At 41.7% G+C, this 26,865-nt stretch carries 21 protein-coding genes; 5 read left to right on the top strand and 16 right to left on the bottom strand.

Annotation, left to right across the window (positions count from 1 at the left end; translation table 11 throughout):
• Positions 1-455: 455 nt before the first annotated feature.
• From T344_RS0126625 to T344_RS0126595, 7 genes are all read right to left on the bottom strand, one after another.
• Positions 456-1,655, bottom strand: a complete 1,200-nt coding sequence (locus T344_RS0126625) for an iron-containing alcohol dehydrogenase (RefSeq protein ID WP_027631232.1) — start codon at positions 1,653-1,655, stop codon at positions 456-458.
• 285 nt (positions 1,656-1,940) lie between these two features.
• Positions 1,941-2,522, bottom strand: a complete 582-nt coding sequence (gene rbr, locus T344_RS0126620; protein WP_027631231.1) for a rubrerythrin — start codon at positions 2,520-2,522, stop codon at positions 1,941-1,943.
• A gap of 155 nt (positions 2,523-2,677) precedes the next feature.
• Positions 2,678-5,011, bottom strand: coding sequence for an AraC family transcriptional regulator (locus T344_RS0126615; protein WP_027631230.1), 2,334 nt, complete (start codon positions 5,009-5,011; stop codon positions 2,678-2,680).
• Positions 5,012-5,073: 62 nt separating this feature from the next.
• The gene (locus T344_RS30135; protein ID WP_027631229.1) at positions 5,074-6,378 is read right to left on the bottom strand and encodes an acyltransferase domain-containing protein; all 1,305 of its coding nucleotides are present in this window, start codon (positions 6,376-6,378) and stop codon (positions 5,074-5,076) included.
• Between the two features lie 200 nt (positions 6,379-6,578).
• Positions 6,579-8,108 (bottom strand): ABC transporter substrate-binding protein, encoded by a 1,530-nt coding sequence (locus tag T344_RS0126605; protein ID WP_034863304.1) that lies wholly within the window; start codon positions 8,106-8,108, stop codon positions 6,579-6,581.
• An 81-nt stretch (positions 8,109-8,189) separates the two neighbouring features.
• A complete protein-coding gene (locus T344_RS0126600; protein ID WP_027631227.1) occupies positions 8,190-9,074 on the bottom strand; it encodes a carbohydrate ABC transporter permease in 885 nt (294 codons plus the stop codon).
• A 16-nt stretch (positions 9,075-9,090) separates the two neighbouring features.
• Positions 9,091-10,080: an ABC transporter permease gene (locus tag T344_RS0126595; protein ID WP_084331354.1), complete on the bottom strand. Its 990-nt coding sequence runs from the start codon at positions 10,078-10,080 to the stop codon at positions 9,091-9,093.
• Between the two features lie 400 nt (positions 10,081-10,480).
• Between T344_RS0126595 and T344_RS0126590 the strand changes: the two genes are divergently transcribed.
• The 3 genes from T344_RS0126590 (at position 10,481) to T344_RS0126580 (ending at position 14,387) form a co-directional block, all read left to right on the top strand.
• Positions 10,481-11,761, top strand: coding sequence for a Gfo/Idh/MocA family protein (locus T344_RS0126590; protein ID WP_027631225.1), 1,281 nt, complete (start codon positions 10,481-10,483; stop codon positions 11,759-11,761).
• A gap of 75 nt (positions 11,762-11,836) precedes the next feature.
• Positions 11,837-13,381 carry a glycoside hydrolase family 31 protein gene (locus T344_RS0126585; protein WP_027631224.1) on the top strand — a complete coding sequence of 515 codons (1,545 nt, stop codon included), beginning with the start codon at positions 11,837-11,839 and terminating at the stop codon, positions 13,379-13,381.
• A gap of 85 nt (positions 13,382-13,466) precedes the next feature.
• Positions 13,467-14,387, top strand: coding sequence for an AraC family transcriptional regulator (locus T344_RS0126580; protein WP_084331353.1), 921 nt, complete (start codon positions 13,467-13,469; stop codon positions 14,385-14,387).
• A 322-nt stretch (positions 14,388-14,709) separates the two neighbouring features.
• On the opposite strand, the gene T344_RS29420 is transcribed toward T344_RS0126580, so the two are convergent.
• From T344_RS29420 to T344_RS0126535, 9 genes are all read right to left on the bottom strand, one after another.
• Entirely contained in the window at positions 14,710-16,623 is a 1,914-nt protein-coding gene (locus T344_RS29420; RefSeq protein WP_051572316.1) for a DUF4832 domain-containing protein, read from the bottom strand.
• A 284-nt stretch (positions 16,624-16,907) separates the two neighbouring features.
• Positions 16,908-17,981 carry an ABC transporter substrate-binding protein gene (locus tag T344_RS0126570; protein WP_027631222.1) on the bottom strand — a complete coding sequence of 358 codons (1,074 nt, stop codon included), beginning with the start codon at positions 17,979-17,981 and terminating at the stop codon, positions 16,908-16,910.
• A 32-nt stretch (positions 17,982-18,013) separates the two neighbouring features.
• Positions 18,014-18,820 (bottom strand): ABC transporter permease, encoded by an 807-nt coding sequence (locus tag T344_RS0126565; RefSeq protein ID WP_027631221.1) that lies wholly within the window; start codon positions 18,818-18,820, stop codon positions 18,014-18,016.
• Positions 18,814-19,641, bottom strand: coding sequence for an ABC transporter permease (locus T344_RS0126560; RefSeq protein WP_027631220.1), 828 nt, complete (start codon positions 19,639-19,641; stop codon positions 18,814-18,816). Before T344_RS0126560 ends, T344_RS0126565 begins: the two co-directional genes overlap by 7 nt.
• Positions 19,638-20,690 (bottom strand): spermidine/putrescine ABC transporter ATP-binding protein, encoded by a 1,053-nt coding sequence (gene potA / locus T344_RS0126555; RefSeq protein WP_027631219.1) that lies wholly within the window; start codon positions 20,688-20,690, stop codon positions 19,638-19,640. The genes T344_RS0126560 and potA overlap by 4 nt, the downstream gene beginning before the upstream one ends.
• Before the next feature lie 24 nt (positions 20,691-20,714).
• Positions 20,715-21,254, bottom strand: a complete 540-nt coding sequence (locus T344_RS0126550) for a helix-turn-helix domain-containing protein (RefSeq protein ID WP_027631218.1) — start codon at positions 21,252-21,254, stop codon at positions 20,715-20,717.
• 317 nt (positions 21,255-21,571) lie between these two features.
• Positions 21,572-22,330, bottom strand: coding sequence for an amino acid ABC transporter ATP-binding protein (locus T344_RS0126545; RefSeq protein ID WP_027631217.1), 759 nt, complete (start codon positions 22,328-22,330; stop codon positions 21,572-21,574).
• A gap of 396 nt (positions 22,331-22,726) precedes the next feature.
• Entirely contained in the window at positions 22,727-23,359 is a 633-nt protein-coding gene (locus T344_RS0126540; protein WP_027631216.1) for an amino acid ABC transporter permease, read from the bottom strand.
• A 162-nt stretch (positions 23,360-23,521) separates the two neighbouring features.
• On the bottom strand, positions 23,522-24,433 hold the full coding sequence (locus T344_RS0126535) for an amino acid ABC transporter substrate-binding protein (protein WP_027631215.1): 912 nt from the start codon (positions 24,431-24,433) through the stop codon (positions 23,522-23,524).
• A gap of 332 nt (positions 24,434-24,765) precedes the next feature.
• Here T344_RS0126535 and T344_RS0126530 point away from each other — a divergent pair, with 332 nt between their 5' ends.
• Complete coding sequence (locus tag T344_RS0126530; RefSeq protein WP_027631214.1) at positions 24,766-25,827, top strand: M23 family metallopeptidase; 1,062 nt, start codon at positions 24,766-24,768, stop codon at positions 25,825-25,827.
• 26 nt (positions 25,828-25,853) lie between these two features.
• The gene (locus T344_RS0126525; RefSeq protein WP_207641882.1) at positions 25,854-26,750 is read left to right on the top strand and encodes a polysaccharide deacetylase family protein; all 897 of its coding nucleotides are present in this window, start codon (positions 25,854-25,856) and stop codon (positions 26,748-26,750) included.
• Positions 26,751-26,865: the final 115 nt, after the last annotated feature.

The raw sequence follows: 26,865 nt of genomic DNA, 5'->3' as shown, positions 1-26,865 counted from the left end.
CATGATATAACCTCCTTTGAAATTAATAGGAGGAAGACATTGACTGAACCACCACACATTTAACGAGAAGCTAAAGCAATGATTAGCGTGCGGACTTATAGAACCACTTATTTGTGCTTGAAAGGCGATTCTTACACTGGTTAGCTTACTGATTTAAGCTGAGAAGAGCAGTCTACAACTCACCTCGTCGTGCTTTGTAGTATATCTTCTTCCTCAACTTATATATACCATGAGGGTGGGACCGCACACCACTTTTCATTACTATTTGTGTCGCCGGCGGTACCGGCGAAATGGAGGTTAGCATGAAAAATCCTTTTAAGCTGAGAGTAACAATTAATACATAAAGCAGCTGCTTACCGACCCGTAAACAGCTGCTTTATGTTAGTATCATGGAATATTACCCTCTCAAAAACGTATTGTACATTGTTAATAGAGGGTAAGCTTTCTTATATCCATTAAAGTGAATTTGTATATATGTTCCTTACCGCTTCCCTTGTTGCTTTGACAGGAGCTATTGCCAGCAGTCCGTCAAGGCTTGGAGTTTCGAATGCCAGGTTGACCAGTTTTTCAACCACACTCTCATCAAAGCCTTCATCCTTCAGACTTGCAGTAACACCGATCTCGTTAAGCCACTTTCTGATGCCCGCAAAGGCCTTGTCGGCTTCATCTGCTGTTCCCTTGAGGCCTGGAAGTATAGGTTCGAATATTTCTGCCAGAACTTCTCCCGAGGCAGGATATATTTCCTTAACCACTGCCGGCAGCAGCATTGACAAACCCAGTCCATGTGCCAATTCAGGCTTTACAGCACTTAACGGATGCTCAAGCGCGTGAGTGAAATGGAGTAATCCATTGTCAAAGGATGTTCCTGCAATTAACGACGCATACAACAGGTAATATCTTGCCGTAAGGTTTTCAGGCTCCTTCACGGCTACCGGCAAATACTTGGCAACCAGACGGATGGTTTCCTTTGCCAGCAATATGGCCAATGGGTTTGTCACAATACTTGTTGAAGCTTCGACGACATGATTTATTGCATCTACCGAAACATACAGGGTTTGATCGGCCGGCAGCTTGGTCATCAGAGCCGGATCATCAATGGCATATACGGGATAAATGCAGTCGTATGCAATTGCAGGCTTGTATTCCTTGGCAGGTATACTTACAACTGCAAACCTGTCAACTTCGGTTCCGGTACCGTGGGTAAGGTTTATTGCAACCAATGGCACAGCCGTATCCGGAGCAAATTTAAGCTCGTAAAGCTCTGCAGCATTCTTTTCGGGGTATGATATAAGTATTGCCACACTCTTTGCAGCATCGATGGGGCTTCCTCCGCCGATAGCGATAACGGCCTGGGCTCCAAAGCTTTTTGCTTCTGCAGCCGCTTCATCAACCTGATCAACAGTAGGATTTGGAGTAACCTTGCTGTAAAGTAAATACTCTATTCCGTTTGCTTCAAGAGCCTTCTTTGTTACCTCCCACGCACCTGTTTTGATATGTGAGCTCTTTCCGGTCATTACCATAACCTTTTTAATGCCTCTGGAGGATAAATTTTTAGCAACATCCTCCATCTTGTTAATGGCTCCCACTCCGAAAAAGGCAGTTGTCTTTGCTCTGATTTCCACAACCTGATTAATGTCAATCTTGTTTTCCCACATAATTTCTTACCTCCTGTTTATAATTAATTTTGGTTTATAAACTATATTTGTTATCCTACAATTATTATAGATAAAGATTGTTAAAAAAACAACAATGTTTTCGTTTATTATTTAACAATCTTTCTTTCTACAGATCAATTCAGCAAAAATAACTGTATTGATCTCAAAATTCCGACGGTTATCTTAAGTTTGTTAAGTTTTTAACTAATTATACTCCTACCTGATAATTTCTATTAATTCCAACTATTAAATATAACCATTTATATAAATGGTTATATTTAATAGTTAATTGGTTTTTACCTCAAACCACCCCTGCGCATATTTACAAACCGGACATATACCCGGTGCATCGGTTCCCTGATGAATATGTCCGCAGTTGGCGCAAACCCACTGAACCGGTTCTTTCTTTTGATACAGGGTTTTGCTGTTCAACTCCTCGGCTATCTGCTTGAACTTTTTTTCATGCTCTTTTTCAATGTTGGCTATCATCCTGAAAGCAGCCTCAGCCTGTGGAAAGCCTTCCTTTTTAGCCACATCTGCAAATGCCGGATATATCTTTGAATGTTCCTCGTGTTCACCATGAGCTGCCGCATTGAGGTTTGCCAACGTATCCCCCGTCTCAAAGGGATATCCGGCATCAATATTGACATTGCTGGGTCCGCCCATACCGTCCACCAACAGATCATAAAATACTTTTGCATGAGCCCGCTCGTTTTCGGCGATTGTCTTAAACTCCTGTTCGATTATGGCATGTCCTTCCTTTTTGGCGTATTCGGCATAGAAAGTATACCTGTTTCTGGCCTGTGATTCTCCGGCAAATGCTCTTGCGAGATTTATGGATGTCTCGGTGCCTGCTAACTTACCCATATAACTCCTCCTAATGAGAAAGCAAAAATAATTAAGTAATTAATTATTTTTGCTTTCATTTATAATTTAGCCTATATTATTACCAACATGAAGCAAATTATTCTAACCGAGGAGTTAATTCAGCAAAACGGCATATTATACATAAGGCTTGCGCACTAGGATTCGCTTATTTTTTTGCTGGCTGTTTCGCTCCTGAACCTGCCGGGAGAAATACCATATTTTTTTGTAAAGGATGAGGTAAAATAAGATCTGTTATTATAGCCTACCATTTCATATATACTGCCAATATTCAGTTTTTCATTTGACAATATGAGTTCCTTGGCCTTTTCCAGACGGACATTATTGATATAGTCAGGGAAGCTGACACCTGCATACTCATTAAAAATTTTGCTGAAATACTGCGGGGTGATGGATAATTTATCGGCTATGATATTTGCGGATATATTGCTGTCTCTGTAATTCTCGTTTATATATTTTAAGACCTGCTCAATCAGATCAGGGTTTTTCTTATTCCTTATATTGCATATGATGGTTTCCGTTTTATCAAATAATTCCTCAAACCAGTTTATCAAATCCTCATAGCTTTCAAAACTCCTGATCTTTGCATATATGTCCTGAATGTCAAACTCCATACTTCCCTTATGGGTGGTTTGGAGCTCCTCAGGCAAATGCAGTATGGAATTGGCAAGCTGAAAAAACAATTTGACAATTTTGTCGTAGCTGCAGTTCCTGACCAGGCTGTAATATTTGAAGATAAAGTCACAATAGGCATCTTTTGAGCCATTCTTAATAGAATTCAGTATGGCATTTGCATAATGATTCACCTTATCTTTTTCCATCTCTTTGATTTTAACAGTCTTTCCGGTAAAAATAGTATTTTTCCCATGGATAAATCTATAGTTTGTAAGGCCAAAGGCCTCATCGTATTTATCCTTAATGTCAAAAATATTACTGGATACTCCGCTTATTCCAATGGTAATGCCTATATTGAGCAATTTGAGTATGGAATCCTGGGCGTGCTCCACAGCCTCTATGATTTCTTCTTCATACCCTGTGTTATCCCTGTTTATGTCTGATATGACCAGAACCAAATGCTCATTGTCCATAACAAAATAAGTACTGGTTGAAATTTCTTTGAGGGTCTCGGAGGAGATATTGCCTATTGAGCTCAGCTGGAAGTCTATAGCCTCTTTATTATTATTCAAAAGAAAATCACTGTAATTATCCAGCCTCATTACAATAATACAGTAGTTGTCATTGATTGCATTGAGGATCTTGTATTTCAATATATTATCAGGGAATATATCCTTATTAATATTGCCGGGCTCGGTCAGCACCGACTTGAAAAATGCCGTGCGCATGATATTAAAATTTGATTCATTATCCTTCTCCAGGGTATTCAACCTTTGAACCAGACTTCCAACCGCCTGTGAAATAAATTTATATTCATTGTTTTCGGGCTTATCGGGTTGACTTATATTTGAGCCTTTAAAAAGTACGCTTATATTGCTGAATACATTGTTTATAGGTGTATAAAGCCATCTTGACAGCATTATTGACAGGAAAAAAATAAGCACAAGAACAACAGAACAGGTCAGCAGGATTGTATTTCTGATTTTGGTGACCTTGCTGAACAGCATGCTGTATTCACTTTTACTAAATACGATATACTTTTTGTTTTTTGCAATAACGTAGTTATACACCCAGTTATGCCCGCCCTCATAGACACTGAAGCTTCCCGAGCTGCGGCCGGCAGCGGCTGCGTTTCTGAAATAGGTTTCATTTTTTATATTTGTCGATAATCTTTCAATATCATTATGTAATAAAACTTTTCCGGTTTTATCAACAATAAAAATATCCTGCTGAGGTTTGGAAAACTCGGTATAGACTTGATTATAAAGTGCATTGGCATCAATATTAAGTACAATTGCAGAATCATCTCCGAGTCCCGGCTCATGATAAATTATTGTATATACGTCCACCGGTTTGTCGTTGTTATTGCTTATCCTTCTCGGAACGGGATATAATACAGGTCCTTCCTTTACAATTTCAGATATGGTTTCATGGCTTTCTTCATAGCCGATTCCCCTGCTGGTTCTAAAAACTATTGAGTTTTTATTCCATACGTATACTGAAAAAATAGAAGGATTGGATATCTTAAGTCTTTCTATATCATAGGTGACACCCATGATATCCAATCCGTTAATCTCACTGGAGCTCAGCAGATTCTTCACATAGGGATCGTTATATAGTACAAAAGCCATGTTTTGCGTGGATTCAAACATATTTGTCCCCAGCACGGCAATATTTGAAAGTGCCAGCTCGGTAATGGAATTGATATCCTTTATGCTCTCATTTTTTACCCAATAAGTATTGAGCAATGTGATTAATAATACCGCAACTATTGCGGTTCCCAAATAACTTAAAAGAAGTTTTATTAGCAGTTTCTTTGACCGTATAGCACTTGAAAGAACTTCCCTATTAATCATACACAGCCTTCCTTTGAGTTTTTTGTAAACTAATATTACCCCTGCATATATATTTTATCAAGTTAATTTTTCAGTCTCCCGTCAAGCATCCAGCTGAAATCCTTCTGATAAAACTCACTTCCCCAATTTTTCAAATCACTTTCCAGCATAAACATTCCGCCCATACACATATGATTGCCCTTTTTCATATAACCGGCCACAGCTGTCTGAAGACTTGTAACTATTTTCACTTTGCTTAAGTCGGTATGCCCGGCACCGAATAAATTCTGAAAAGTCTGTTTTTCATCCGAAAGCACCGGATACAGGTAGAATTCCCGCTGGAACCTGAATATATTTGAAGTCTTTGGAAGCAACTGCTGCATTTGAGGGTCCAGCAGCCAGGACTCACACACAAAGCCCCTGCATTCCTGATAATCAAAATATGTTCTATAGAAGGAAACCGCCTCGACAAAGGCTTTTCTGCATTCCTCATTGTCCAGCCCGGTTCCTCCCGGAATATGCACATCCAATACTATATCACCTTTGGACAGAACCCGCATCCATTCATTCTTTGACAGTTTTACCGTCTCCTTCAGGGCATGTCCCGAGGGCAAAACGGGATTGCCGCATATGCAGCCGTCATCTTCTTCATACACTGCCACAAAAGAATTTTCAGTATTAAATATTCCGTTGGTTCCGACAACTTTGCCTTCGCTCGTATATGTGACATCCGGTTCCGATAGGGCACATACCCTGCCGTTATTGATATTCCGGTATACAAGCAATCTGCTCTCAAAGTATTTTGGATAAAAATTAAGTCTCCCGATTCTGAAAATTCTGCCATAAAAAAAGTGGGTCAGCCATTTAAAGTCATCGATTCCCCAGCAGCCATACCTGCTTTTAAAACCGCACATGAAATCCTTCAGGGTTTTGAGTGTAGCTATTAAAATCTCATTTTCAATACCCTTGGCTTTATAATAATTAATTGTACCATGAATACCTGATATTAAAATCAATACCGGCAGCAAATTGGCCTGTTCTCCAAGTATTTCCTTAAGCCTGTATGGATCAAGGATTCTTTTTTCATCATATTCCTCCATGTGATAAATCCTGAGATGGCAATACTGTACAAATTTGATAAGTTCCCCGCTGGCATATATTTTGTCGACCAATTCTGCCAAGTCATCAATGGCTTCTCCGGGAAGCTGCAAATAATAATTTGCCTCACTGACAAATTCAAATTTTAAGAAATCAGTATTATCCCTCATAAAAAATTCCGCCAGGGATTTCTCAGGTATGTAATCTTCAACTATCCTTGCAGTTTTCAGGGTCTCATAAAAATTTTCCAGTATTTCTATTGATTTATCGTCTTGGGTAAAAGCCTTCATTACTCGGAACCTCCGTAATTTTTTAAAAGCAGTATGACTTGGGTAAATGGAACTCGATTAAAAGTACACGCCTGAAATTATATTGAAACTCCTGTGATGAGCTGTAAGATTTCAGGCATGTACTTTATGGCAATTATTTATTGATGTTGACTATTAATGTCATTATTGATGTTATTTATTTCTGCCGGTATATTCAGTTTTTATTTTCCTGCAAGAAATGCGTCGAACTGCTTCTGGCACTCTTCTCTGTATTTGTCTATACCTGCGGTCTTCAGCGCTTTCATTGCCTTTTCGTAATTATCCTTGGAATCAATGAACCCTGTGGACATGGGAACCAGTTGTTTTCCTACCACATCCTTAATCCTGGCTTCCTCTGTTTTTACAGAAGAGGAATCAAATACGAAGCCGAAGGTATTTGAAAGCTTGGAATCCTTATCCCAGTTCTTGTATGTTTCAATATACTTATCGCTTACATCATCGGTAAACATTTGATAATTTACATTCCTGAACATCCACTCATAGAAGAAACTGTCGTTTGTCAGGAGTTTTATTCTGTTATTTTCTATTTTATAGTCCTTGTCCTTCACACCGTAGATAGTGGTGAGATAATTGTCCTGATTCTTGAATATCCAGTTGAGATACATAACAGTTCTTTCAGGGTTGGCACTTGTTGGAGATATGCATATCACTTCACCACTGGGAGATGCTCTGTACTTTGGCTTTTCGGGAGCTATGAGGTATGTCTCCAACCTTGCATCGGGAGCATTCTTTCTCACATCCTGGATTATTTCCAGATTTTTGCCCAGGGACGCCTCTCCCCAAATGTACTTGCCGGTCTTCATTCTGGCATCGCCTTCGTTATATTTGATGGTGACATCATCGGTATAGAGTTTTTCCAGATATAACTCCCTGTTGTACTCACAAAGCTTTTTATATGCATCGGTTTCATAGAAGCTGTATATTTTATTGTCATCCTGTCCGGCGCACAACATGAAGGAATCGGTTATAAATATAAGCCCCTGGTCTGAAAACTCTCTTGCCAGAGCCGAAATTACAGGATGGGAACCTGCATTCATATCCGGATATTTTGCCTTTACTTTTTCTCCGAACTGCTTCAGGTCAGCCGTAGTTTTAATTTCAGTCATCCCAACAGCCTCAAGTAAATCCTGTCTTATATCAACCTGCTGCAGCATTGCTGACGTGGGAGCGTTTGTTGCCGGTATACCCATTATTTTGCCGTTAATTTTAGCCGCATTTATGTTTTCCATTGGTATTGCCTTCAGAAGGTCGGGTGCATATTTCAGCAGGTCATCCAGAGGAATGTTCTGATTTTTGGAAGTTATCTGGCTCAAGTTTGAAAAACCGTCCCAGTACCAATCGATCTGCTCATTTGCCGCCAGCATCATATCTTTTTTATTCCAATACTGGTCCCAGGGTGAATACATGACTTCCAGGCTCATGTTAAGATCATTTTTCAGCCTGTCTTTATATTCATTGTTGAGAAAGTCTTCCATACGCCCTGACATGTCACCGGGGTAAAGTACCTTCAGTTCTACAAAATCCTTCGGAACACCGCCGGTCTCAGTAGACGCAGCCGCGGTACTGTTTGTTCCGGCACTGCTTGTGCTTTCTGCTGCAGGCTGCTCGGAGCTTTTGCCGCAGCCTATCAGCATGGATGTGGTAAGAGCCAGCACAACAATAACTGATGAAGCCTTTTTCAAATTTAACATTTTGTACCTCCTAAAAATATTTTTTTATTAAAAGAATGCTTTTTGACATTCCTTTTCTCAGATTCATGGACTGAACGTATCCTAGCCTTTTACCGCTCCTGCCATTATTCCCTTGACAAAATACCTCTGGATAAATGGATAAATAAATATAATGGGACCGATTGCTACAACTGTAACAGCCATTTTTACCGTTTCGGTAGGGAGACTGATTTTTGAACCTATATTGCTGACTCTGCCAGATGTAAGCGCCTGCACATTTGACATTATATTAAAAAGATAATACTGAAGGGGAAACAAATCTCTTTTTGTAATGAACATAACAGACAGCCACCAGTCATTCCAATACTGCAGTGCGTACATCATGCCCACCGTAAGCAAACCTGTGCTTGTGAGCGGAACTGCAATCCCGGCGAATATCTGAAAGTAGTTGGCTCCGTCTATTTTGGCCGATTCTATGATGCTGTCAGGTATTGCCTGAAAATAACTTCTCAGCAGAAAGAGGTTCCATACGCTTAGCAGGTAGGGACAAATCAGCCCAAATATATTATTTGAAAAGTGCAGATAGTTTACACATACTATATACCAGGGGATCATTCCGGCAGAAAAAATTATGGTAAAATTACTGTATGCCGCAATTATATTTCTGTATTTAAGAGTCTTTATTGACAGGGCAAACGCCATCATCGCAGTAATCAGAAGAGCTGAAAGGGTGCCTGTCGTGGTGACGAAAATAGTTATCCCATAAGACCTGATAATCCTTTGACCGCTGTTTAAAAACAAATACTTATATGTATCCAGCGAAAATTTCTCAGGTATCAGGCTATAGCCCTTCACCGCCACCGTATTTTCATCCGACAGCGACACTCCAAGGGTAAGGAGCAGCGGATATAGGCAAAACAAAGCAAATAAAGCCAGGAAAGTATAAGCTATAAAAACAAAAATCCTATCTGATAAACTCTTTTTCATACAAGTACCATCTCCTTTAGAATAAACCTTCTCCGTCATTTATTTTCTTTGCCAGGTGATTTGTCAGTGTTACCAGTATAAGTCCCATTACCGACTGATAAAGACCTATGGCGGAGGCAAGTGAAAAACCCAGGGTTCTCATTGCCGAATACACATATGTGTCAATTACCGTAGTGGCGTTGCTAAGGACTCCGTTGTCTCCCACAATACCATAGATCATTGCAAAATCCCCATAAAAAATCCTTCCTACCGAAAGTAATGTCAATACAACAGCTGTAGGCTTTATCAATGGAAGGGTGATGCTCCGTATCTGCTGGAATTTTGTAGCGCCGTCGACAATTGCCGCTTCATACAGTGCATAATCGAAATTCACCATGGCTGCCAGATATACTATAGTGCTGTATCCCGTCCACTTCCAGACATTGGCTCCCACCAGTATCGCCTTCCAATATTTAGGCTCCGCATACCATCTCACCGGTTCCATTCCAAAGCTTTTTAATATTGTGTTCACTACGCCGACATCGGAACTAAAGAGACTGTATATGATGGCTCCGATTACAACCCAGGAGAGAAAGTAGGGGAAAAACAGGAACATCTGAGTAGCTTTTTTAAATATTTTACTGTTAATCTCATTTAGAAATATTGAAATGGATATGGGGAAAACAAGTCCGGTTATAATATAAAACACATTTAAAATAATTGTATTGTAGGTGACTCTGAGAGCCATTCCACCGTCTGTAAAAAAGTATAAAAAGTTTTGAAAGCCTACGAATTTACTTCCGAATATCCCCTGCTTGATGTTGTAATCAGTAAATGCCATATAAATTCCCGACATAGGCACATAACAGAATATCAGCAGCACTACTATTCCCGGAAGAGTCATCAGATAAAGCATTTTATTATCTCTGAACTCTTTGATAAATCTGTCTTTTTTGCTTTTTTTAATTTTGCCCGGCTGATATACCCCTATACTTTTATTTTTAATTTCCATACTGCTTGCGTCCATCTGCATCATCCTTTGCATCGATTTGGTTTGCCCTTTCAGAAAAATCTTAGCATAGGCAATCACCCCAAGTAAATTTCAATAAATTCATTTATGTTAACAAAATTAACATTTTAACTGTACATTTTTTTAATTTTTTTATAATGAATTAACAATGAATTGACTTTTAAAACGGGCTATTTTATTATGATTCAGTAGAAAAACAAATTCTCTGCTTCAAAATTCTTATTAATATTCCCAAATAATATAACAATAAATTAACTTAAACATTTTCCAACCGGAAAAAATTTATTTACATTAACTTTTACATTAACTTTTACATTTTTTTGATCTATTCTTCAAGCTCATCTGTAAGTATCTTAAATCCAAGATTAAATAAAGATCAAACAAGGGAGGATTTTTAATGAAAACAATAACCGCTGTTTTAATTGGTGCCGGACTCCGCGGAATGGATGTATACGCAGCATATGCCCTTCAAAACCCCGGCGAAATAAAGTTTGTTGCGGTGGCCGAACCCAATGAGGCCCGGAGAAGCATGTTTTGCAAAGCGCATAATATCCCTGAAGAAAACAGTTTTACATCCTGGCAGGAGCTTCTGGGCAGGCCCCGGATGGCCGATACGGCATTTATATGCACCCAGGACAGAATGCATTACAAACCCGCTCTTGAGGCCCTGGAGAAGGGCTACCACATCCTTCTGGAAAAGCCCATGTCAAATAACATGTCCGAATGTATGGAAATGGAGCGGTGCGCCGCCAGGAACAAAAGGTTTATCTCAGTCTGCCATGTGCTGAGATACAGCCCTTTTTACGCCGCATTAAAGGATATAATAGCCGGTGGAAAAATCGGGGATATCATGTCCATACAGCAAACTGAAAATGTGGCCTACTGGCATCAGGCTCACAGTTTTGTCAGGGGCAACTGGAGAAATGCCGGGGAATCCAGTCCCATGATCCTGCAAAAATCCTGTCATGATATGGATATAATCTCCTGGCTGATAGATCAAAAATGCACAAAGGTATCCTCTTTCGGTTCCCTTAGTCATTTCAAAAGCAGCAATGCCCCCGAGGGCTCTCCAAAAAGGTGTCTGGACGGCTGTCCTGTGAGCGGCAGCTGTATCTACTATGCACCGGGACAGTATCTGACCGGTGACACAGGCTGGCCCACTTCGGCAATCAGCAATGATTTAAGTCTTGAAGGGAGGACCAAAGCTTTAAAGGAAGGGCCTTATGGCCGTTGTGTCTACCATTGTGACAATGATGTTGTAGACCATCAGGTGGTCAATCTGGAATTTGAAAGAGGAGCCACCGCATCTTTTACCATGTGTGCCTTTACAGCCGACGGCGGGCGAACCGTCAAGGCAATGGGAACCAAGGGGCAGATCCGGGGGCATATGGAAAAAAACGAGATTGAAGTTCATATTTTCGGTGAAAAACAAGCTGAAGCCTATCCGGTTTTAAATTATGAAATAACCGGAGATTCCGCCGCATACGGTCATGGAGGCGGGGACTACGGCTTGATGAAGGATTTTGTCCGCCTGGTAAGCTCAGGTTCTGAAGCAGATGGGCTTACCTCTGCCAGGGCTTCCCTTCAAAGCCATTTGATGGCCTTTGCAGCGGAAATATCCCGTCTTGAAAACCGGACCGTTTGGCTGGACCGGCTTATAACACAAAGGGGTGATTGAATTTCCCGCCTTATGTGCCTCTCAAGCTATTATCGTTTGTTTATAAAAGAATACATATAAAGAAAGGATCACTCAATGAATACCAAACATTATGAAATACCCCTGTTACCGGGTGAATTCTGGTGGGGCGGCGCTGTCAGCGACGGCATCAGAACCCCCTTCGGCGGCGGCCTCTTCAGCAGGAACCTGAACAATCTGGAGGAAAACCAGGGAGTCCCCTTATTAATATCCAATAAGGGTCGGTATATATGGTGCAATTCCCCTTATACCTTTAAGTTTCAGGATAAAAAATTAACTATAGCTTCAAATGAAACTATTATCTTTGAAGAGGGCTTTGAAAATCTCAGGACCGTTTATAAACATGTTTCACACAAATATTTTCCTCCGGCGGGCAAATTGCCCGATGAGCTGGCTTTCCTCTCTCCCCAGTATAATACGTGGATAGAGATGTTTTATAAACCAACCCAGGAAAAAGTACTCAGTTATGCAAACTCCATAATAGAAAACGGAATGCCTCCCGGAATTATGATAATTGATGATAACTGGATGAAGGACTACGGCAATTGGGATTTCTCAGCTGTCAATTTCCCCGATCCAAAAAAGATGATTGATACGCTGCATAAGCTGGGGTTTAAAGTCATGTTATGGGTATGCCCCTATGTCAGCCCTGACAGCTGCATTTTCAGAGAGCTTCAGGCCAAGGGGCTGCTCCTGAAGGCAAAGGATGGAACACCGGCCATAAGAAGATGGTGGAACGGCTACAGCGCCGTTCTGGATTATACCAACAGCGCTGCCGTACAATGGTTTAAAGCTCAGCTGCAATTACTGATAAATAAATACGGTGTCGATGGCTTCAAATTTGACGCCGGTGACCCCAGCGGAACGGATTTGGCCGATTGGAACAAACCGTACAGCTGGGAATTCCTTCCCTATTCTAATTATGACTGTGAAGCCTATGCAAAAATCGGTCTGGATTACAGTTTAAGTGAATACAGGGCCTGCTGGGGCTGCGGCGGCCGCCATCTCATTCAGAGGCAAAAGGATAAAAAACCGGCGTGGGCCGGAAACGGGCTGGACAGCTTAATACCCAACGGCCTTTTACAGGGCTTGATCGGATATCCTTTTAACTGCCCCGACATGATAGGCGGCGGTATGGAAGGAGATATCAATTCACCCGACTTTAAAATCGACCAGGAGCTCTTTGTAAGATTTCTCCAGTGTTCACTGCTGTTCCCCATCATACAGTTCTCCATTGCACCCTGGAGGGTTCTGGACAAGGAGCACTTCAAATATTGCTCCGATATGATAGAACTGCGTCAGAAGCTTGCTCCCGGCATTCTGGAATTAGCCAGGAATTCTGCCGGCACGGGCCAACCTGTTATCAGGCATATGGAATACGTATTCCCAGGCTGCAATTATGAAAGAATAAACGATCAATTCATGCTGGGGGATGACATCCTGGTTGCCCCTGTTCTGGAGAAAGGCGCCAGAGGCAGAGCCGTTACCTTCCCTGCCGGAATATGGGTGGGCGACGACGGAAGTACCGTGCTTGGACCGGCAGTAAAAGATATAGAAGTACCTCTTGGCAGGCTGCCGTATTATATAAAAAAAGCAGATTAAATCACAGCAGAGTCATACTATTTACACGTAAAATCAAAGGTCATATTTCTTTAAAATTCATTATTTTGTTAATGGGGGTAATGTAATGAAAAGAAATGATTTTACCTTATATTTGGATAACGGTGAAATCCTAAAGGAGATTCCGGCCCCGATAAGGGAACTATATACTGATGACAGGAGTAAGGTAATAAGTGTTAATGACAATTCACACTCAGCCGATTTATTTATGTATTATTGCGGCATTTCATCATGCCGGGAGGGTTATTCCTGGGGTCCGGCAGTGAGGGAGCATTTCCTGCTGCACTACATATTGGAGGGTGAAGGCATTCTCAAAGTCGGGGGCAAGGAATACAGGCTTGTAAAAAACCAAGGTTTTCTGCTGTGTCCAAATGAACTTTCCCATTATGAGGCCGGCATCACAAATCCCTGGAAATATGCGTGGGTGGGGTTCCACGGCTTAAATGCCAGGTCCTATCTGGAACTTGCCGGGCTGTCAAAACAAAATCCCGTCTTCACTTTTACCCGGGGAGAGCTCTTGAAGAACTGCCTGCTTGATATGGTAAAGTCCTTTGAGGAGTATAGATATGGAGCCACCCTGCGCCTCCAGGCACTTCTCTATATGCTCTTCTCGGAATTGATTGAAAACTCCCGGGAAGATATTATCAACAACAAAAACGTCTACAGCAAGAATCACTATATAAGAAAATCCATAGAATTCATCCAGAACAATTATATGCGGGATATCAGCATTTCCCAGCTTGCAAGCCATATCGGGCTGAATAGAAGCTATCTCTCCTCCCTGTTCAAACAATTCCTGAACACCTCGCCCCGTAAATATCTGTCCCAGTACAGGATCAATAAGGCCTGTGAACTCCTGAAGGACAGTTCCTTTTCAATAGTGGAGGTTGCCGGTTTATCAGGCTACCGGGATCCCATTGTCTTTCAGAAGTTCTTTAAAAATGTGATGGGGATATCGCCGAATAAGTATAGGAAAAAATTTATTTGAACGGTTGTGGTTATAAATTGTCGCTTGCTTTATCCATGTGTTTTTTATATAAACTGTACTCCCGGACTAACTTCATGTATAGATAACCAGCATGGATGACATTGCAAGTTGGTATTAGTTCTCCCGGGCTGCCATTTCCAGAGGTCGGCCTCGCGAACTATTATCATATTGTCTCATCGCACGCAAAATAATTTATCACGGATATTTCAACACTTATTTTAGTACCAGAAATTCATACTTTTCATGACAACAAGAAAAGGGTAGACTGCAGCACACAAGCTTTGCAGTCCACCCTTTATAACTCACATACAAACATCTAACTCTATTTCAATGTATAGCCCGGGAGTGCTCCTGATGCAGGAAGTCTGCATACCAGCTCCCAGTTGCCGTTCATATCCTTGAAGCCTGCACGTATTGTTCCGCCGGGGCTGCCAATTGCAGACCTGGCAATCCTGGCCTCATATACCGATGCATTCCTTGAAACGGTCACATTTGATGTGCCCAGATCATTCCAGCTCCAGTTGTTGTTATTTGCAGGATGGCTGTACAGCGTATCGGTTTCAATCATATAGTCGCAGCCCGAATCGGTCCAGCTTCCTTCCACATAACCCGTAGCAGAGTTATTATCGGCATTGATAAATATTTGGCCATTTGCAGACAGGTTACTCCCCTGGACACAAAAGTATATGTAGTTTGCATCATTAGTCACCTTAAGGCTGGTTGCCGTTTGACCTGCCGCCGTTGCCAGAGATGATATGCCGCTCCAATCCGAGGCATCCCCGTCAATTGTTATGCTTCCGGTTGGCGGCGGCACCGTTCCGCCCACGGTTAAACTCCCCAGATCCAGCCAGCCGTCTGAATTTTGTCCGACATTTGCAAACCCCAGCTTATTTCCGTTTGAAAGCGGATTGATAACCTTTATGCACATATTGTAGGTACCCGACGCCAATCCGGGTGAGCTTACAGTGTGTTCAAAGGTTTTTACCGAACCGCCTGCTGGTATTGTATTCAGGTCCCATGTGGTGGTCCAGCTTTTAACCAGGGTGCCGCCCTGCTTCACCCCTATTTGTACCGGCCACATTGTATGGTCATAATAGAACGGAGCAATACCAATGTTTTTAATATCTATTCCCAGGTACAAGGCAGAGGACGAAGATAAATTGTCATAATACGCAGCAGCAACCTGGAAGTCATAACCCAACTGTTTGGAGGCCGTCCTGGCATTGGCCAAAGTGGTGCCGGTATAATTTTTTATCTGCTCACACATGAGCCAGGTAGGATGTGCTTCACTTAAGCAGGCGGCCCAGGTTTGATTTGTGGAGCCCTTCCATGGGGTACTTGCAAAAATAGTACTCTGATCGGGAGGATATACTTCTCCTCCTATACAATTTGAAGTCCATTTATTCTGCTGATTTAAATTTATTAACTTCTGTACAAAACTCCAGGTTTGGCCTCCTGCCCCTGAAGATAAGGTTGCATAACCGAAAGAATCATCATGATAGCCTATATTTGCACTGGCATTTGGCACACCTGCTTTCGGCTCCCTCACACATAACTGCGTTTTGCTGAAATATGCGTCAAAAGTTGTCAAAACCTCATTATATACAGTATTGGAAATGTTCCAGTTGGGTTTGCCGTCGGAAGTATCTTCATCATAGGGCCAATTATGCCATTCTCCCCAGAACCCCAAAAGCCCCAGCGTTATATATCCGATTCTCGGGTCGCCGTCATATTTAGTACCGAAGGCCTTGATAAAATTTTGCATGGAATTTCTGAAGGTCTGATTTTCGTAATCGGGACAGTAGCCTGCGCCGCCCAAATCCGCGGGCTCATCGTAGCGGCGCATGGTCAGTCCGCCGTCTATGAGAAACTGCGGCACACCTGTGGACACTCCGGGATAATCATAATAAAAACGGAATACGGCCTGATGTCCCCTGCCTGAAATAGCATTCAGCCTGGTTTCCAGAGCCGACCAATTAAAGGTATTCATCCCTGTCTGAACATCCCTTACCGGAATGTAGAACCATTCAAGGCTGTGCGGGAAGGTTGTGGTGCTCCCGTCAAAGGGCACAAAACCTTTAAGAGGATTGTTGTCGAAAGAGGCACCTGTTCCGATGGGATGCGCAGTATGTCCCGACGTGCTTGCCAGAACAGTACCGGGCTCACCCGTTACAGGGCATATTCCCAGCGTTAGAGCAAAACAGAGGGTAAGAGAAAAAATTTTCTTTCTTAACATAATTCAGGTCTCCTTTAATAAGATTTGCAGTTACTGAACCATGAGACGGTATAATTAACATAAACCAATTAACTGTAAACTTGAAAGTCAATTTAAACCGGCTCCCAGGTTAATTAAATTCTAGCATTTCCAAAAATTACTTAATATGTATTAATGCCGGATAAATAAGTTATTTTGTGAGATACTCGGACCCTTGTTAAAAAAATATAAACCTCCACACTCCAAAAAAGGATGCACCGGAAAATCTGATCCGGTACATCCTCTTTAGCCTGTAATATTCTGTTTTACTCTGCTGAAATTTCTGTCCATATCCTGTCGTATTCCTTTATGGAACCGGCAAGATCTTCGAATACCTCACAGTTCTTTGTCTGCTCGTCAGTCGGATATGCCGCAATATCATTGAGAAGGTCGGGAGACATTTTCTTCTTAGCCTCTGAGTGAGGTGTGGAGTATCCGATATAATCCGCATTTTCAAAAGCGATATCAGTCTCGCACATGAAGTTTATAAACTGCTCTGCCTCCTTCTGGTGTTTGGTGCTGTTCAGTACCACCATTGAATCGACCCAGAGGTTGCTGCCTTCCTTCGGAATTACATATTCCAGATCAGGGTTTTCGCGCTTCATAAATACAGCATCACCCGACCATACCACTGCAAAGGCAGCCTCACCCATAATCATCTTATCTTTGACTTCATCCCCCACATAGGATTGAACCACACCCAGCTGCTTTTGCTTTATAAGCTCCTGCTTTGCCTTTTCCAATTCCTCCGTCTTTTTGGTGTTCAGAGAGAATCCCAGCTTTTTAAGAGTAATCCCTATGGAGTCTCTCTGGCTGTCCAGCATAAATACCTGCTTCTTATACTTATCATTCCAGAGAATATTCCAGCTGTCTACCTGGTCGGTTACCATGGTCTTATTGTATATGATACCTACCGTCCCCCACATATAAGGTACGGAATATTCGTTTGTAGGGTCGAAAGCAAGGTCCCTGAATTTTTGGTCAATATATTTGTAATTGGGAATATTGTTAAAATCCAGCTTTTTAACCATACCCTCGTCGATCATACGTCTTATCATATAATCCGACGGGATGGCAACATCATAATCAGCGCCCCCTGATTTGAGCTTTGTGTGCATTACCTCATTGTCCGAGAAGGTATCATATACCACATCTATGTTATATTGCTTCTCAAATTTTTCTATTACGTCCTCACCTATATAGTCACCCCAGTTGTAGACCTTGAGAGTTACCTTATCACCCGAACCCCCTGCTGTAGAACCGGCTGTTCCGCAGCCTGCAAGTGCTGCCGTTGACAGTACCACTGCCAGAACCAATAATTTGGATAAAAATCTTTTCATCTTATTAGCAACCTCCAACAATTAAATTAATCTCAGGCATCATACTGCCTTTTCTTTTTCTCTTCACGTGAAGAACGGATATTAATCAAAATCAATAGCAGCAGCACACTCACAAACATCAAGGTCGACAGGGCATTTATCGTAGGCTTTACACCTGTTCTGGCCATTGAATATATGGTTATGGACAGGTTTGCCACCCCCGAGCCCGAAGTGAAATAGCTGATGACAAAATCGTCAATGGACAGTGTAAAAGCCATAAGGAAGCCTGAAATAATCCCCGGCATTATCTCGGGAAGTATTACTTTCCTGAGCGCATACATGGATGTGGCTCCAAGGTCCAGAGCGGCTTCATACATATGCTTGTTCATCTGCTTCAGCTTCGGCAGCACCGATAATATGACATAGGGTATGTTGAAGGTGATATGAGCCAGCAGCATTGTCAGAAAACCCAGCTTCAAGCCTATCAGCGAGCCTATGAAAACAAACATTATCATCAGTGATACCCCTGTTACAATGTCAGGGTTCAAAACAGGCAGGTATGTGAGATTCATAACAACTGATTTTTTGAACTTCTTCATATTATGAATACCGATAGCGGCAAAAGTTCCTATGAGCACTGCCACTATTGACGAGATCAAAGCCAGCATCAGCGTATTATACAGTGAATCCATAATCTGGGAGTTGGTAAAAAGCTCCCTGTACCATTTCAAAGTAAAGCCCGACCAGTTTCCCCGGGATTTTGACTTGTTGAACGAGAAAACGATGAGTACCACTATGGGGAGGTACATGAACAGTAAAATCAGTCCAAGATAGGACTTCATTATAATTTTTTTTACCAAAGCGCAGCTCCTCCTCCCTTGTCCTCATCAAATTTGGACATAATCCAAATACTTATAAGTATGAATATCATCATTATCATTGAAATGGCCGAACCGAAATTCCAGTCACTGAGCTGAATAAACTGCCTTTCAATGAAATTGCCTATGAGCGTATATTGCCCGCCCCCCAGTAATTTTGAAATAACGAAGGTCGTGACGGCCGGCATAAATACCATTGTTATTCCCGACATGACACCGGGTATGCTCAGTGGCAGGGTTATTCTTCTGAAAACCGTCATACTGTTTCCGCCCAGATCCTGTGCCGCTTCAACCAGCTTGCCGTCTATTTTCATAAGTACCGTATAAATCGGCAGTATCATAAACGGCAGAAAGTTGTAAACCATACCGAGTACTACCGCCGCATCGGTATATAAAATATCTATCTTCGGCAGGTTAAAGAAGGACAATATGGAATTTATTATTCCGTTCTTTTCAAGCAGCGTAAGCCAGGAATAGGTTCTGAGCAAAAAATTCATCCACATTGGAATTATAAACAGCATGGACAGGGTTGCACTTTTGCTGAACTGCTTGCTGGCCAGTATCATGGCAACCGGATAACCCACTACCAGACAGACAAAAGTGCTGAATAAAGCCAATCCAAGGGATTTCAGCAGCACCGATATATATATGGGTTCACAGAACTTGTAAAAGTTGTCCAGGGTAAATCTTATTCCCTGCCCGTCTCTGGCGGTAAAAGCATAGAAAAGGATCAGGAATGAAGGAATAACTATAAAAATAATCATCCATATCAGGTATGGATAGGAAACCCACTTTCTGTTCATACACTTCCCGTCCTTTTCATTATATGAATATCATTGGGATTGAGGGACATGCCTATGGCGGTGCCCACCTGGGCCATTTCGGTATTGTGCAGCGTCCAGGTGACACCCTGTCCCTCCACCAGCATTTCAAAATGAACACCTTTAAAGGTAACCGATTTTACCACTCCTGATATCATTGCATTTTCCACATTGACAAGCTTTATGTCTTCGGGTCTGACAACCACGTCGATATCCTCATTAGGTTCAAACCCCTTGTCCAGACATTCGAAAACATGGCCTGCAAACTCAACAGAGTAGTCCTTGAGCATTTTACCCTTTATGATATTGCTCTCCCCTATGAAGTCAGCTACAAAAGCATTCTTAGGCTCGTTGTATATCATCTGGGGAGTACCTATCTGCTGGATTTTACCCTTGTTCATGACAACTATTGTGTCCGACATGGTCAAAGCCTCTTCCTGATCATGGGTGACATAGACAAAGGTTATTCCTGTCCTTTTGTGTATGTTTTTCAGCTCCAGCTGCATTTCCTTTCTGAGCTTCAGGTCAAGGGCTCCCAGAGGCTCATCCAGCAAGAGCACCTCAGGCTGGTTCACAAGTGCCCTGGCAATTGCCACTCTCTGCTGCTGTCCTCCTGACAGAGACTCCACCGATCTCTTTTGAAAACCCTGGAGATTGACCATTTCAAGCATTTCATCCACTTTTTTGCCGATGACCGCCTTGTCCATTTTCTTTATCTTAAGCCCAAAAGCTATGTTGTCGTATACATTCATATGCGGAAACAGCGCATACTTCTGAAAGACCGTATTGACCTTTCTTTGATAGGGAGGTACATTATTTATTCGGTTGCCTTCAAAAAACACATCTCCGCTGTCGGGAGTCTCGAAGCCTCCGATAATTCTCAGGGTTGTAGTCTTTCCGCATCCGCTGGGCCCCAGCAGCGTAACAAATTCATTTTTTAGCACATATAGGTTGATATTGTTCAGAACCTCTGTTTGTCCGAAGTTCTTCCTGATTTCCTTTAATAAAATAATTGGCTGACTCCCGTTCATACTCTTCCCCCAAGTTCTCCATATTTAAAAATTCGGCGGAGATGAAACCCATAATACCACCGCATTGCTCTTACCTGCATTTAATATATTGTGAGGTGCACTGGGCTTAAAATAAAAGCTCTCACCCTTTTTAACCTTGAATTTCTGTGTTCCCAAACATACCGTTATTACACCGCTGACCACAAAACCGAATTCTTCTCCTTCGTGGGGATTGTCAATTTCCGAATTTCCATTGGGAGACAATGTAATCAGTATGGGTTCCATCATATTTTTCTGTGCATTGGAAACAAGCCATCGTATTTCAAAACCTGAATCCCTGTCTTCTTTTACGAAGACATCATCTTTCTTAAACACAACCTTTTCGTTTACCGATTCATTGAAGAAGTCTTTTAAATTGGTTCCCAGGGATTCGAGTATATCCATAAGTGTTGCTATGGAAGGCGACGTCAAATTTCTCTCAAGCTGCGATATAAACCCCTTTGAGAGTTCACACCGGTTGGCCAGTTCTTCCTGTGTCAGCCCATTTTTGATACGCAGCTGTTTAATCTTCTCACCAATATTCATTTGATACCTCTTTTATATTTGTAAACTTTTGGTTTAATATTACAAACCTTATTTCAGTTTGGGTAAAGTAAACTTTTTGTTTACTCATGGTAAACCAAGAAATAAAGTATCACATTCTAAAAATAATGTCAATAATTACAAAGCACAAAATATATTACACTTTTTATACATTTTATGCATTATTAACGCAGCAAAAAAGCATATCGTCCGCAGCCCTTATATATGGCTGGTTTGAGTCACCGTGCCGGAAGATATGCCGTTTATTTTTTTTAATATTTATTCAGCTGAATTTATATATTTACCATAGTTGATTAAAGTCAGTTAAAACCCTTGATAAACATTCTGGTTCTCTCGTTTTTGGGATTTGTGAACAGTTCTTCGGGTACTCCTTCCTCCACAATAACTCCATTATCCATAAATATGACCCGGTCGGCCACTTCCCGGGCAAATCCCATCTCATGCGTAACCACCACCATGGTCATATGCTCTTCTGCAAGCTTTCTGATAACTTTCATAACCTCCAGTGTAAGTTCCGGATCAAGTGCCGAGGTGGGTTCATCGAAAAACAGGACATCCGGCTTTAAAGCGAGAGCTCTTGCTATGGCAACACGCTGGCTCTGCCCTCCCGACAGCTCGAAAGGATATGCGTCTGCCTTGTCCTCCAGGCCCATTTTCTCTAAAAGCTGCATGGCCGTCTGCCTCGCTTCCTCTTTGCCGGCACCCGCCACACTGACAGGCGCTTGTGTTATATTCTTCAGGACATTGAAATGGGGAAAAAGGTTGAAATTCTGGAATACCAGACCTATTTTCAGCCTTATTGCCCGCAGTTTCTGCTTGTCGGCATAGTCAGCTTTCCCCTGGCTGTTGGTCCTGACCATTATCTCGTCTTCAACAGCTATCTGCCCCCTGTCTATCCTCTCCAAAAGATTGATACACCTGAGAAGCGTGCTCTTTCCCGAACCTGAAGGTCCTATTACGGCCACTACCTCTCCCTTGTTTACCTCCATGGAGATTCCCGACAGCACTGCTTTTCCGCCAAAACTCTTATATATATTCGAAGCTTCAATCATTTTCATTGTCTGTTCAACCATCCTTTCGGTTTAAGCGAATACTGTTAAATTAATCCGTTGTGCCGATAGATTTACTTTTAGTTTTGATATTAACATCTTGATTATACTGGTACGCGAGTACAACTTCAAGCAATGGAGAGCACGGTAAAAGTGCTTGCTGAAATTTGTAGGTGAAAAACAAGTATTTTAGCCGGCAAAGTGACACGATGTCACTTTGAGCAGCACACGAGGCCCGGATGGCCGAGTCGCTGCGACGGCACCAAAATACTTGTTGTGAACCGTACTATTTCAAGCAAGCGCTTTGTGTGCTATCCATTGCTTAAAGTTAGTACGGAAGTACCGGTATAACAAGTAATTTTTTTACTTGTCAAATTAAAATCAACCGGCCAGCAACGCGTTAATTTATCTGTAGTAGCTTAATTTTTTCTCGGTAAATTTGAAAACCTGCGCGACAACAAGATTCATTATATAATAAAATACGCCGGCAACAAACAAAGGCTGAATTGAGGCTATTCTGCTCATCTCATTATTTGCCGCTCTGAACATTTCAGCTACTCCGATGGTGGTCACCAAAGCCGTATCCTTTACAAGGGTGATAACTTCATTGCTTATGGCAGGGAGTATTCTCTTTATAACCTGAGGTAATATTATCTTAAAAAACACCTGGGCTTTTGTAAAGCCTAAAACTTCCCCTGCTTCGTATTGGCCCCTGGGAATGGATTCTATCCCGCCCCTGTATATTTCCGCAAAGTAAGCTGCATAATTTAGGGAGAAGGCGATAATAGCGGCGGTAAACCGGTCTATTTTTCCTCCAAAAATATAATAGGGGCCAAAATATACCGCAACCAGCTGAAGTATTAACGGGGTCCCTCTCATTATTGAGATGTAAATTCCTGTCAAGCCATTTATAATAAAGTTTTTTGACCGCCTCCCGAAGGATACCACAAGACCCAGCGGAAGTGCAAAAATCAGAGTGAGTAAAAATAATTGAATGGTTACCACCATTCCCTTGCCCAACAGCAATAAAAGATCCACAGAAAATCTCCTCCCGTAAAATCAATACATGTAAGTAATTATATAGAATAATTTTATCATAATCTACTTAATATTTATTTTTTAAAAAAATTGCCAATTAAGGCTGATACCTGTCGGTATCAGCCCTGGATTGATATGTTAATAGTATCCGTACCACCGGATTTATTTGATTATTGAAATATCCTTGCCAAACCATTTGTTTGATATTTCAGCCATCTTTCCGTCCCTGGCAATTTCCTTCAATGTATCGTTTACTTTTGTCATGAGCTGTACATCAGTCTTTCTGAAGCCTATACCGTATTGTTCGTAGGAAAGGCCTTCATCCAGGACCCTGTATTTTTCACTCTTCATTTTAATATAATACCTTGCAACAACTTCGTCCATTGCAACGGCATCCACATTGCCTGTTTTCAAATCCATCAAACAAAGGTTATTATCCTTTAATTCCACCACTTCCCTGAGTGTTGACTTAAAGTCCGCTTTGCCGTTTAAAGCATCAGCAGCACTGGAAGCTGCCTGCAAGGCAACAGATTTGTCTTTCAGATCGGCAAGGGTTTTGTATTTTGAGTCTTCCAAAACAACGAGAATCTGCTGATTATTCATATACGGTTCGGAGAAAAGTACGTTTCCCTCTCTCTCCTTCGTTATAGTAAAGCCATTCCAAATGCAGTCTATATTGCCTGTATTGAGTTCCTGCTCCTTGGTGTCCCAGTTGATGGGCTGGAGCTTCAATTTAACACCCAGTCTGTTTGCAACCTCCTGAGCCAGGTCAACATCATAACCCACAATATTGTTCTTTTCATCTCTGTAGCCCATTGGCGGGAAGCTTTCATCCAGTCCAAGAACAAATTCGCCTTTTTCCCTGACCTTGTCCCATGAAGAATCGGAGGCTGGAGTTGCTTCAGCAGCAGTACCTGCTTCTGATGTTCCGGCAGCCGCTGCCGACGATTGGGCAGTTGATGATGAGGCTGACGCAGTTTTCGACGCTGCTCCGTTGTTTACTCCGCAGCCTGCAAATATGAACACTGCTGCTATAATACATGCCAAAACTTTAGTTAATGATCTCTTTTTCAAAATAATCCATCCCTTCACAATCTGACCGGATCCCACTGGTAGTCTGTAACATCTAAAACATGTTTTGTTACGGGGAAATTTCCGATAAGTAGTTTTTAATTTGAGCCATGCTGCTGCATGGTCTGTTTTCTCTATACGCTGCAGATAATTTACCATGGTAAATTACTCTCATATGGTATTTTACTTCATAACTTTAATAAAGTAAATCACTAATTTATTGAAAAATATTACAGACGACTTTTTAGCTCCAATAAGGATATGTTTTGATGAAACAGCATAAAGTTTATAGTAGTAAATTTAATTTATATTTATATTGGAAAGGTGGCCCTAAATTGGATAAGTTCCCAAATAGAAATATATATAAAATTTTAATCGCCTTTGTACTGATAATAGCACTCCTTGCTACCTCCACTCTGGTAATCTATAACGACAGCAGTAAGGTTTTCTCTGTGGTAGCGGTTGATTCCACAGGTGAGAAAAAATTCATTAAATGGGTGGAATTCAATGCCTGTTATGAGGCCATGGAAAAGGCCCTAACCCTTGATGTGAAATCCCATAACAAGGAGATACAGCTCAACTGGGTGGAGCTGCTTGCATATTTGGGAGCCAGGTACGGAGGAGATTTCAAGAAATACAAGTCGAAAGACATGGATGAGCTGGTTGCAAAACTTAATAAGGGCCAGACAATTCAGCAGCTGACCGAAAATATGAAATATTATAATTACTACTATGAAGCTTATGATGCAATCCTTGGAAATTTTGTAGGCGAATATGAAATCCAGGTCAAAGACCAGGACAACAATGGCGATTTGAAATGGGAAAGAAAATACGGTCTTAAAGTTTTTTCACCCATTGCCAGGGGTTATAGTTTCAGTCATTATGACGATTTCGGAACCGGCCGCAGCTTTGGCTATGCCAGAAAGCATCTGGGAAATGATCTCATGGGGTCCATTGGAACTCCCGTTATGGCTGTGGAATCGGGCATTGTGGAAGCTATGGGCTGGAACATGTACGGAGGCTGGAGGATTGGTATCAGAAGCTTTGACCAGAAGAGATATTATTATTACGCTCATTTGAGAAAAGATAAGCCCTTCCATTCGGACCTGTATGAAGGAAAAGTGGTCAAAGCAGGAGAAGTCATCGGTTATCTGGGTATGACCGGTTACAGCACAAGGGAAAATGTAAATAATATAACTACTCCCCATCTCCATTTCGGCATGCAGATAATTTTTGACGAATCTCAGAAGGAATGCGTAAACGAATTATGGATCAACGTTTATGAGATTGTAAATCTGCTTCAGAAAAACCGTTCTGCTGTTGTAAAGGACGAAGAGACCCGTGACTATTACAGGGTTTACGACATCATGGAACAGAACAGTGGCTATGATTTTTAATAATATGATACTATGAGGTGTTATTGATGAAGCTTTTTTCGAATAACAGGCTGGCCGGATATATTTCACTTATTATTGCTGTCTCTTTCACTCTGGCCCTTTGTTCCATCCTTGTTTTGTCTTCGGTAACCGATGCCTTTACCGACGTTGAAGGCGGCCAAATAACAGAAGATGGTATTGCCGTACCAATTGTAATGTACCACAGCATATTAAAGAGTTCCCACCTGGGCAAGTATGTAATCACACCGACCGAATTTGAAGACGACATCAGATATCTGAGTGAACACAACTATAATTCCATTACCATGACAGACCTTATCAATTACGTATACAACAATGGTGATATTCCTCTTAAACCGGTTATAATCACCTTTGACGACGGAAATCTGAATAATTATTTATATGGTCAGCCCGTGCTGCAAAAGTATAATATGAAGGCAGTGATATCGGTTATAGGTTCCTACACCGAAGCCTTTTCAAAGGCGCCTTATCCCACAAACGACCCTGCCTATGCCCATGTATCCTGGGATCAGATAAAAGCCATGCATGATTCCGGTTTTTTTGAGATCCAAAATCATTCCTACAGCCTCCACTCCATCAACAAAAGAAACGGAGCCAAAAGAAAAAAGGGCGAATCCCTGGAAAGTTACAGGAATATGCTCACTGACGATATTATGAAGCTGCAGAACAAATTGAAGGACGCTTGCGGCATTACACCAAATACTTTTACATACCCCTATGGAGCAATAAGCAGCGAATCCAAGGAAATAATCAAGGAATTGGGCTTTAAAGCCTCCCTGTCCTGCCTGGAGGGTGTCAACCTCATTAATAAGGACAAGGAAGATGTCTTATTCGGCCTCAAGCGCAAAAACCGCCCCCATGGCATGACCTCCGAAAAATTTTTTAAAAGATTTTGTCCGTAAATTGGTGTATTTGTCTCCTGAAGGTGTATAATTATTAAGGCTGCAAGCTGTGCTTTTCATATTATGATGTATGACAGTTACGGCATTTTGCAGATGATTTTATGCCGGGAGGAAA

The sequence above is a fragment of the Ruminiclostridium cellobioparum DSM 1351 = ATCC 15832 genome, assembly GCF_000621505.1.
GTDB lineage: Bacteria > Bacillota > Clostridia > Acetivibrionales > DSM-1351 > Ruminiclostridium > Ruminiclostridium cellobioparum.
The sequence above is the reverse complement of the archived record's forward strand: the minus strand, read 5'-3'. Positions and strand labels throughout refer to the sequence as shown.

Excerpts from the sequence above, each read along its gene's own strand:
- rbr (WP_027631231.1), bottom strand. The coding sequence starts at position 2,522 with ATGGGTAAGTTAGCAGGCACCGAGACATCCATAAATCTCGCAAGAGCA.
- T344_RS0126595 (WP_084331354.1), bottom strand. The coding sequence starts at position 10,080 with ATGGACGCAAGCAGTATGGAAATTAAAAATAAAAGTATAGGGGTATAT.
- T344_RS0126590 (WP_027631225.1), top strand. The coding sequence starts at position 10,481 with ATGAAAACAATAACCGCTGTTTTAATTGGTGCCGGACTCCGCGGAATG.
- T344_RS0126605 (WP_034863304.1), bottom strand. The coding sequence starts at position 8,108 with ATGTTAAATTTGAAAAAGGCTTCATCAGTTATTGTTGTGCTGGCTCTT.
- T344_RS29420 (WP_051572316.1), bottom strand. The coding sequence starts at position 16,623 with ATGTTAAGAAAGAAAATTTTTTCTCTTACCCTCTGTTTTGCTCTAACG.
- potA (WP_027631219.1), bottom strand. The coding sequence starts at position 20,690 with ATGAACGGGAGTCAGCCAATTATTTTATTAAAGGAAATCAGGAAGAAC.
- T344_RS0126585 (WP_027631224.1), top strand. The coding sequence starts at position 11,837 with ATGAATACCAAACATTATGAAATACCCCTGTTACCGGGTGAATTCTGG.
- T344_RS0126625 (WP_027631232.1), bottom strand. The coding sequence starts at position 1,655 with ATGTGGGAAAACAAGATTGACATTAATCAGGTTGTGGAAATCAGAGCA.
- T344_RS0126570 (WP_027631222.1), bottom strand. The coding sequence starts at position 17,981 with ATGAAAAGATTTTTATCCAAATTATTGGTTCTGGCAGTGGTACTGTCA.
- T344_RS0126560 (WP_027631220.1), bottom strand. The coding sequence starts at position 19,641 with ATGAACAGAAAGTGGGTTTCCTATCCATACCTGATATGGATGATTATT.
- T344_RS0126600 (WP_027631227.1), bottom strand. The coding sequence starts at position 9,074 with ATGAAAAAGAGTTTATCAGATAGGATTTTTGTTTTTATAGCTTATACT.
- T344_RS0126580 (WP_084331353.1), top strand. The coding sequence starts at position 13,467 with ATGAAAAGAAATGATTTTACCTTATATTTGGATAACGGTGAAATCCTA.
- T344_RS30135 (WP_027631229.1), bottom strand. The coding sequence starts at position 6,378 with ATGAAGGCTTTTACCCAAGACGATAAATCAATAGAAATACTGGAAAAT.
- T344_RS0126550 (WP_027631218.1), bottom strand. The coding sequence starts at position 21,254 with ATGAATATTGGTGAGAAGATTAAACAGCTGCGTATCAAAAATGGGCTG.
- T344_RS0126615 (WP_027631230.1), bottom strand. The coding sequence starts at position 5,011 with ATGATTAATAGGGAAGTTCTTTCAAGTGCTATACGGTCAAAGAAACTG.
- T344_RS0126525 (WP_207641882.1), top strand. The coding sequence starts at position 25,854 with ATGAAGCTTTTTTCGAATAACAGGCTGGCCGGATATATTTCACTTATT.
- T344_RS0126545 (WP_027631217.1), bottom strand. The coding sequence starts at position 22,330 with ATGAAAATGATTGAAGCTTCGAATATATATAAGAGTTTTGGCGGAAAA.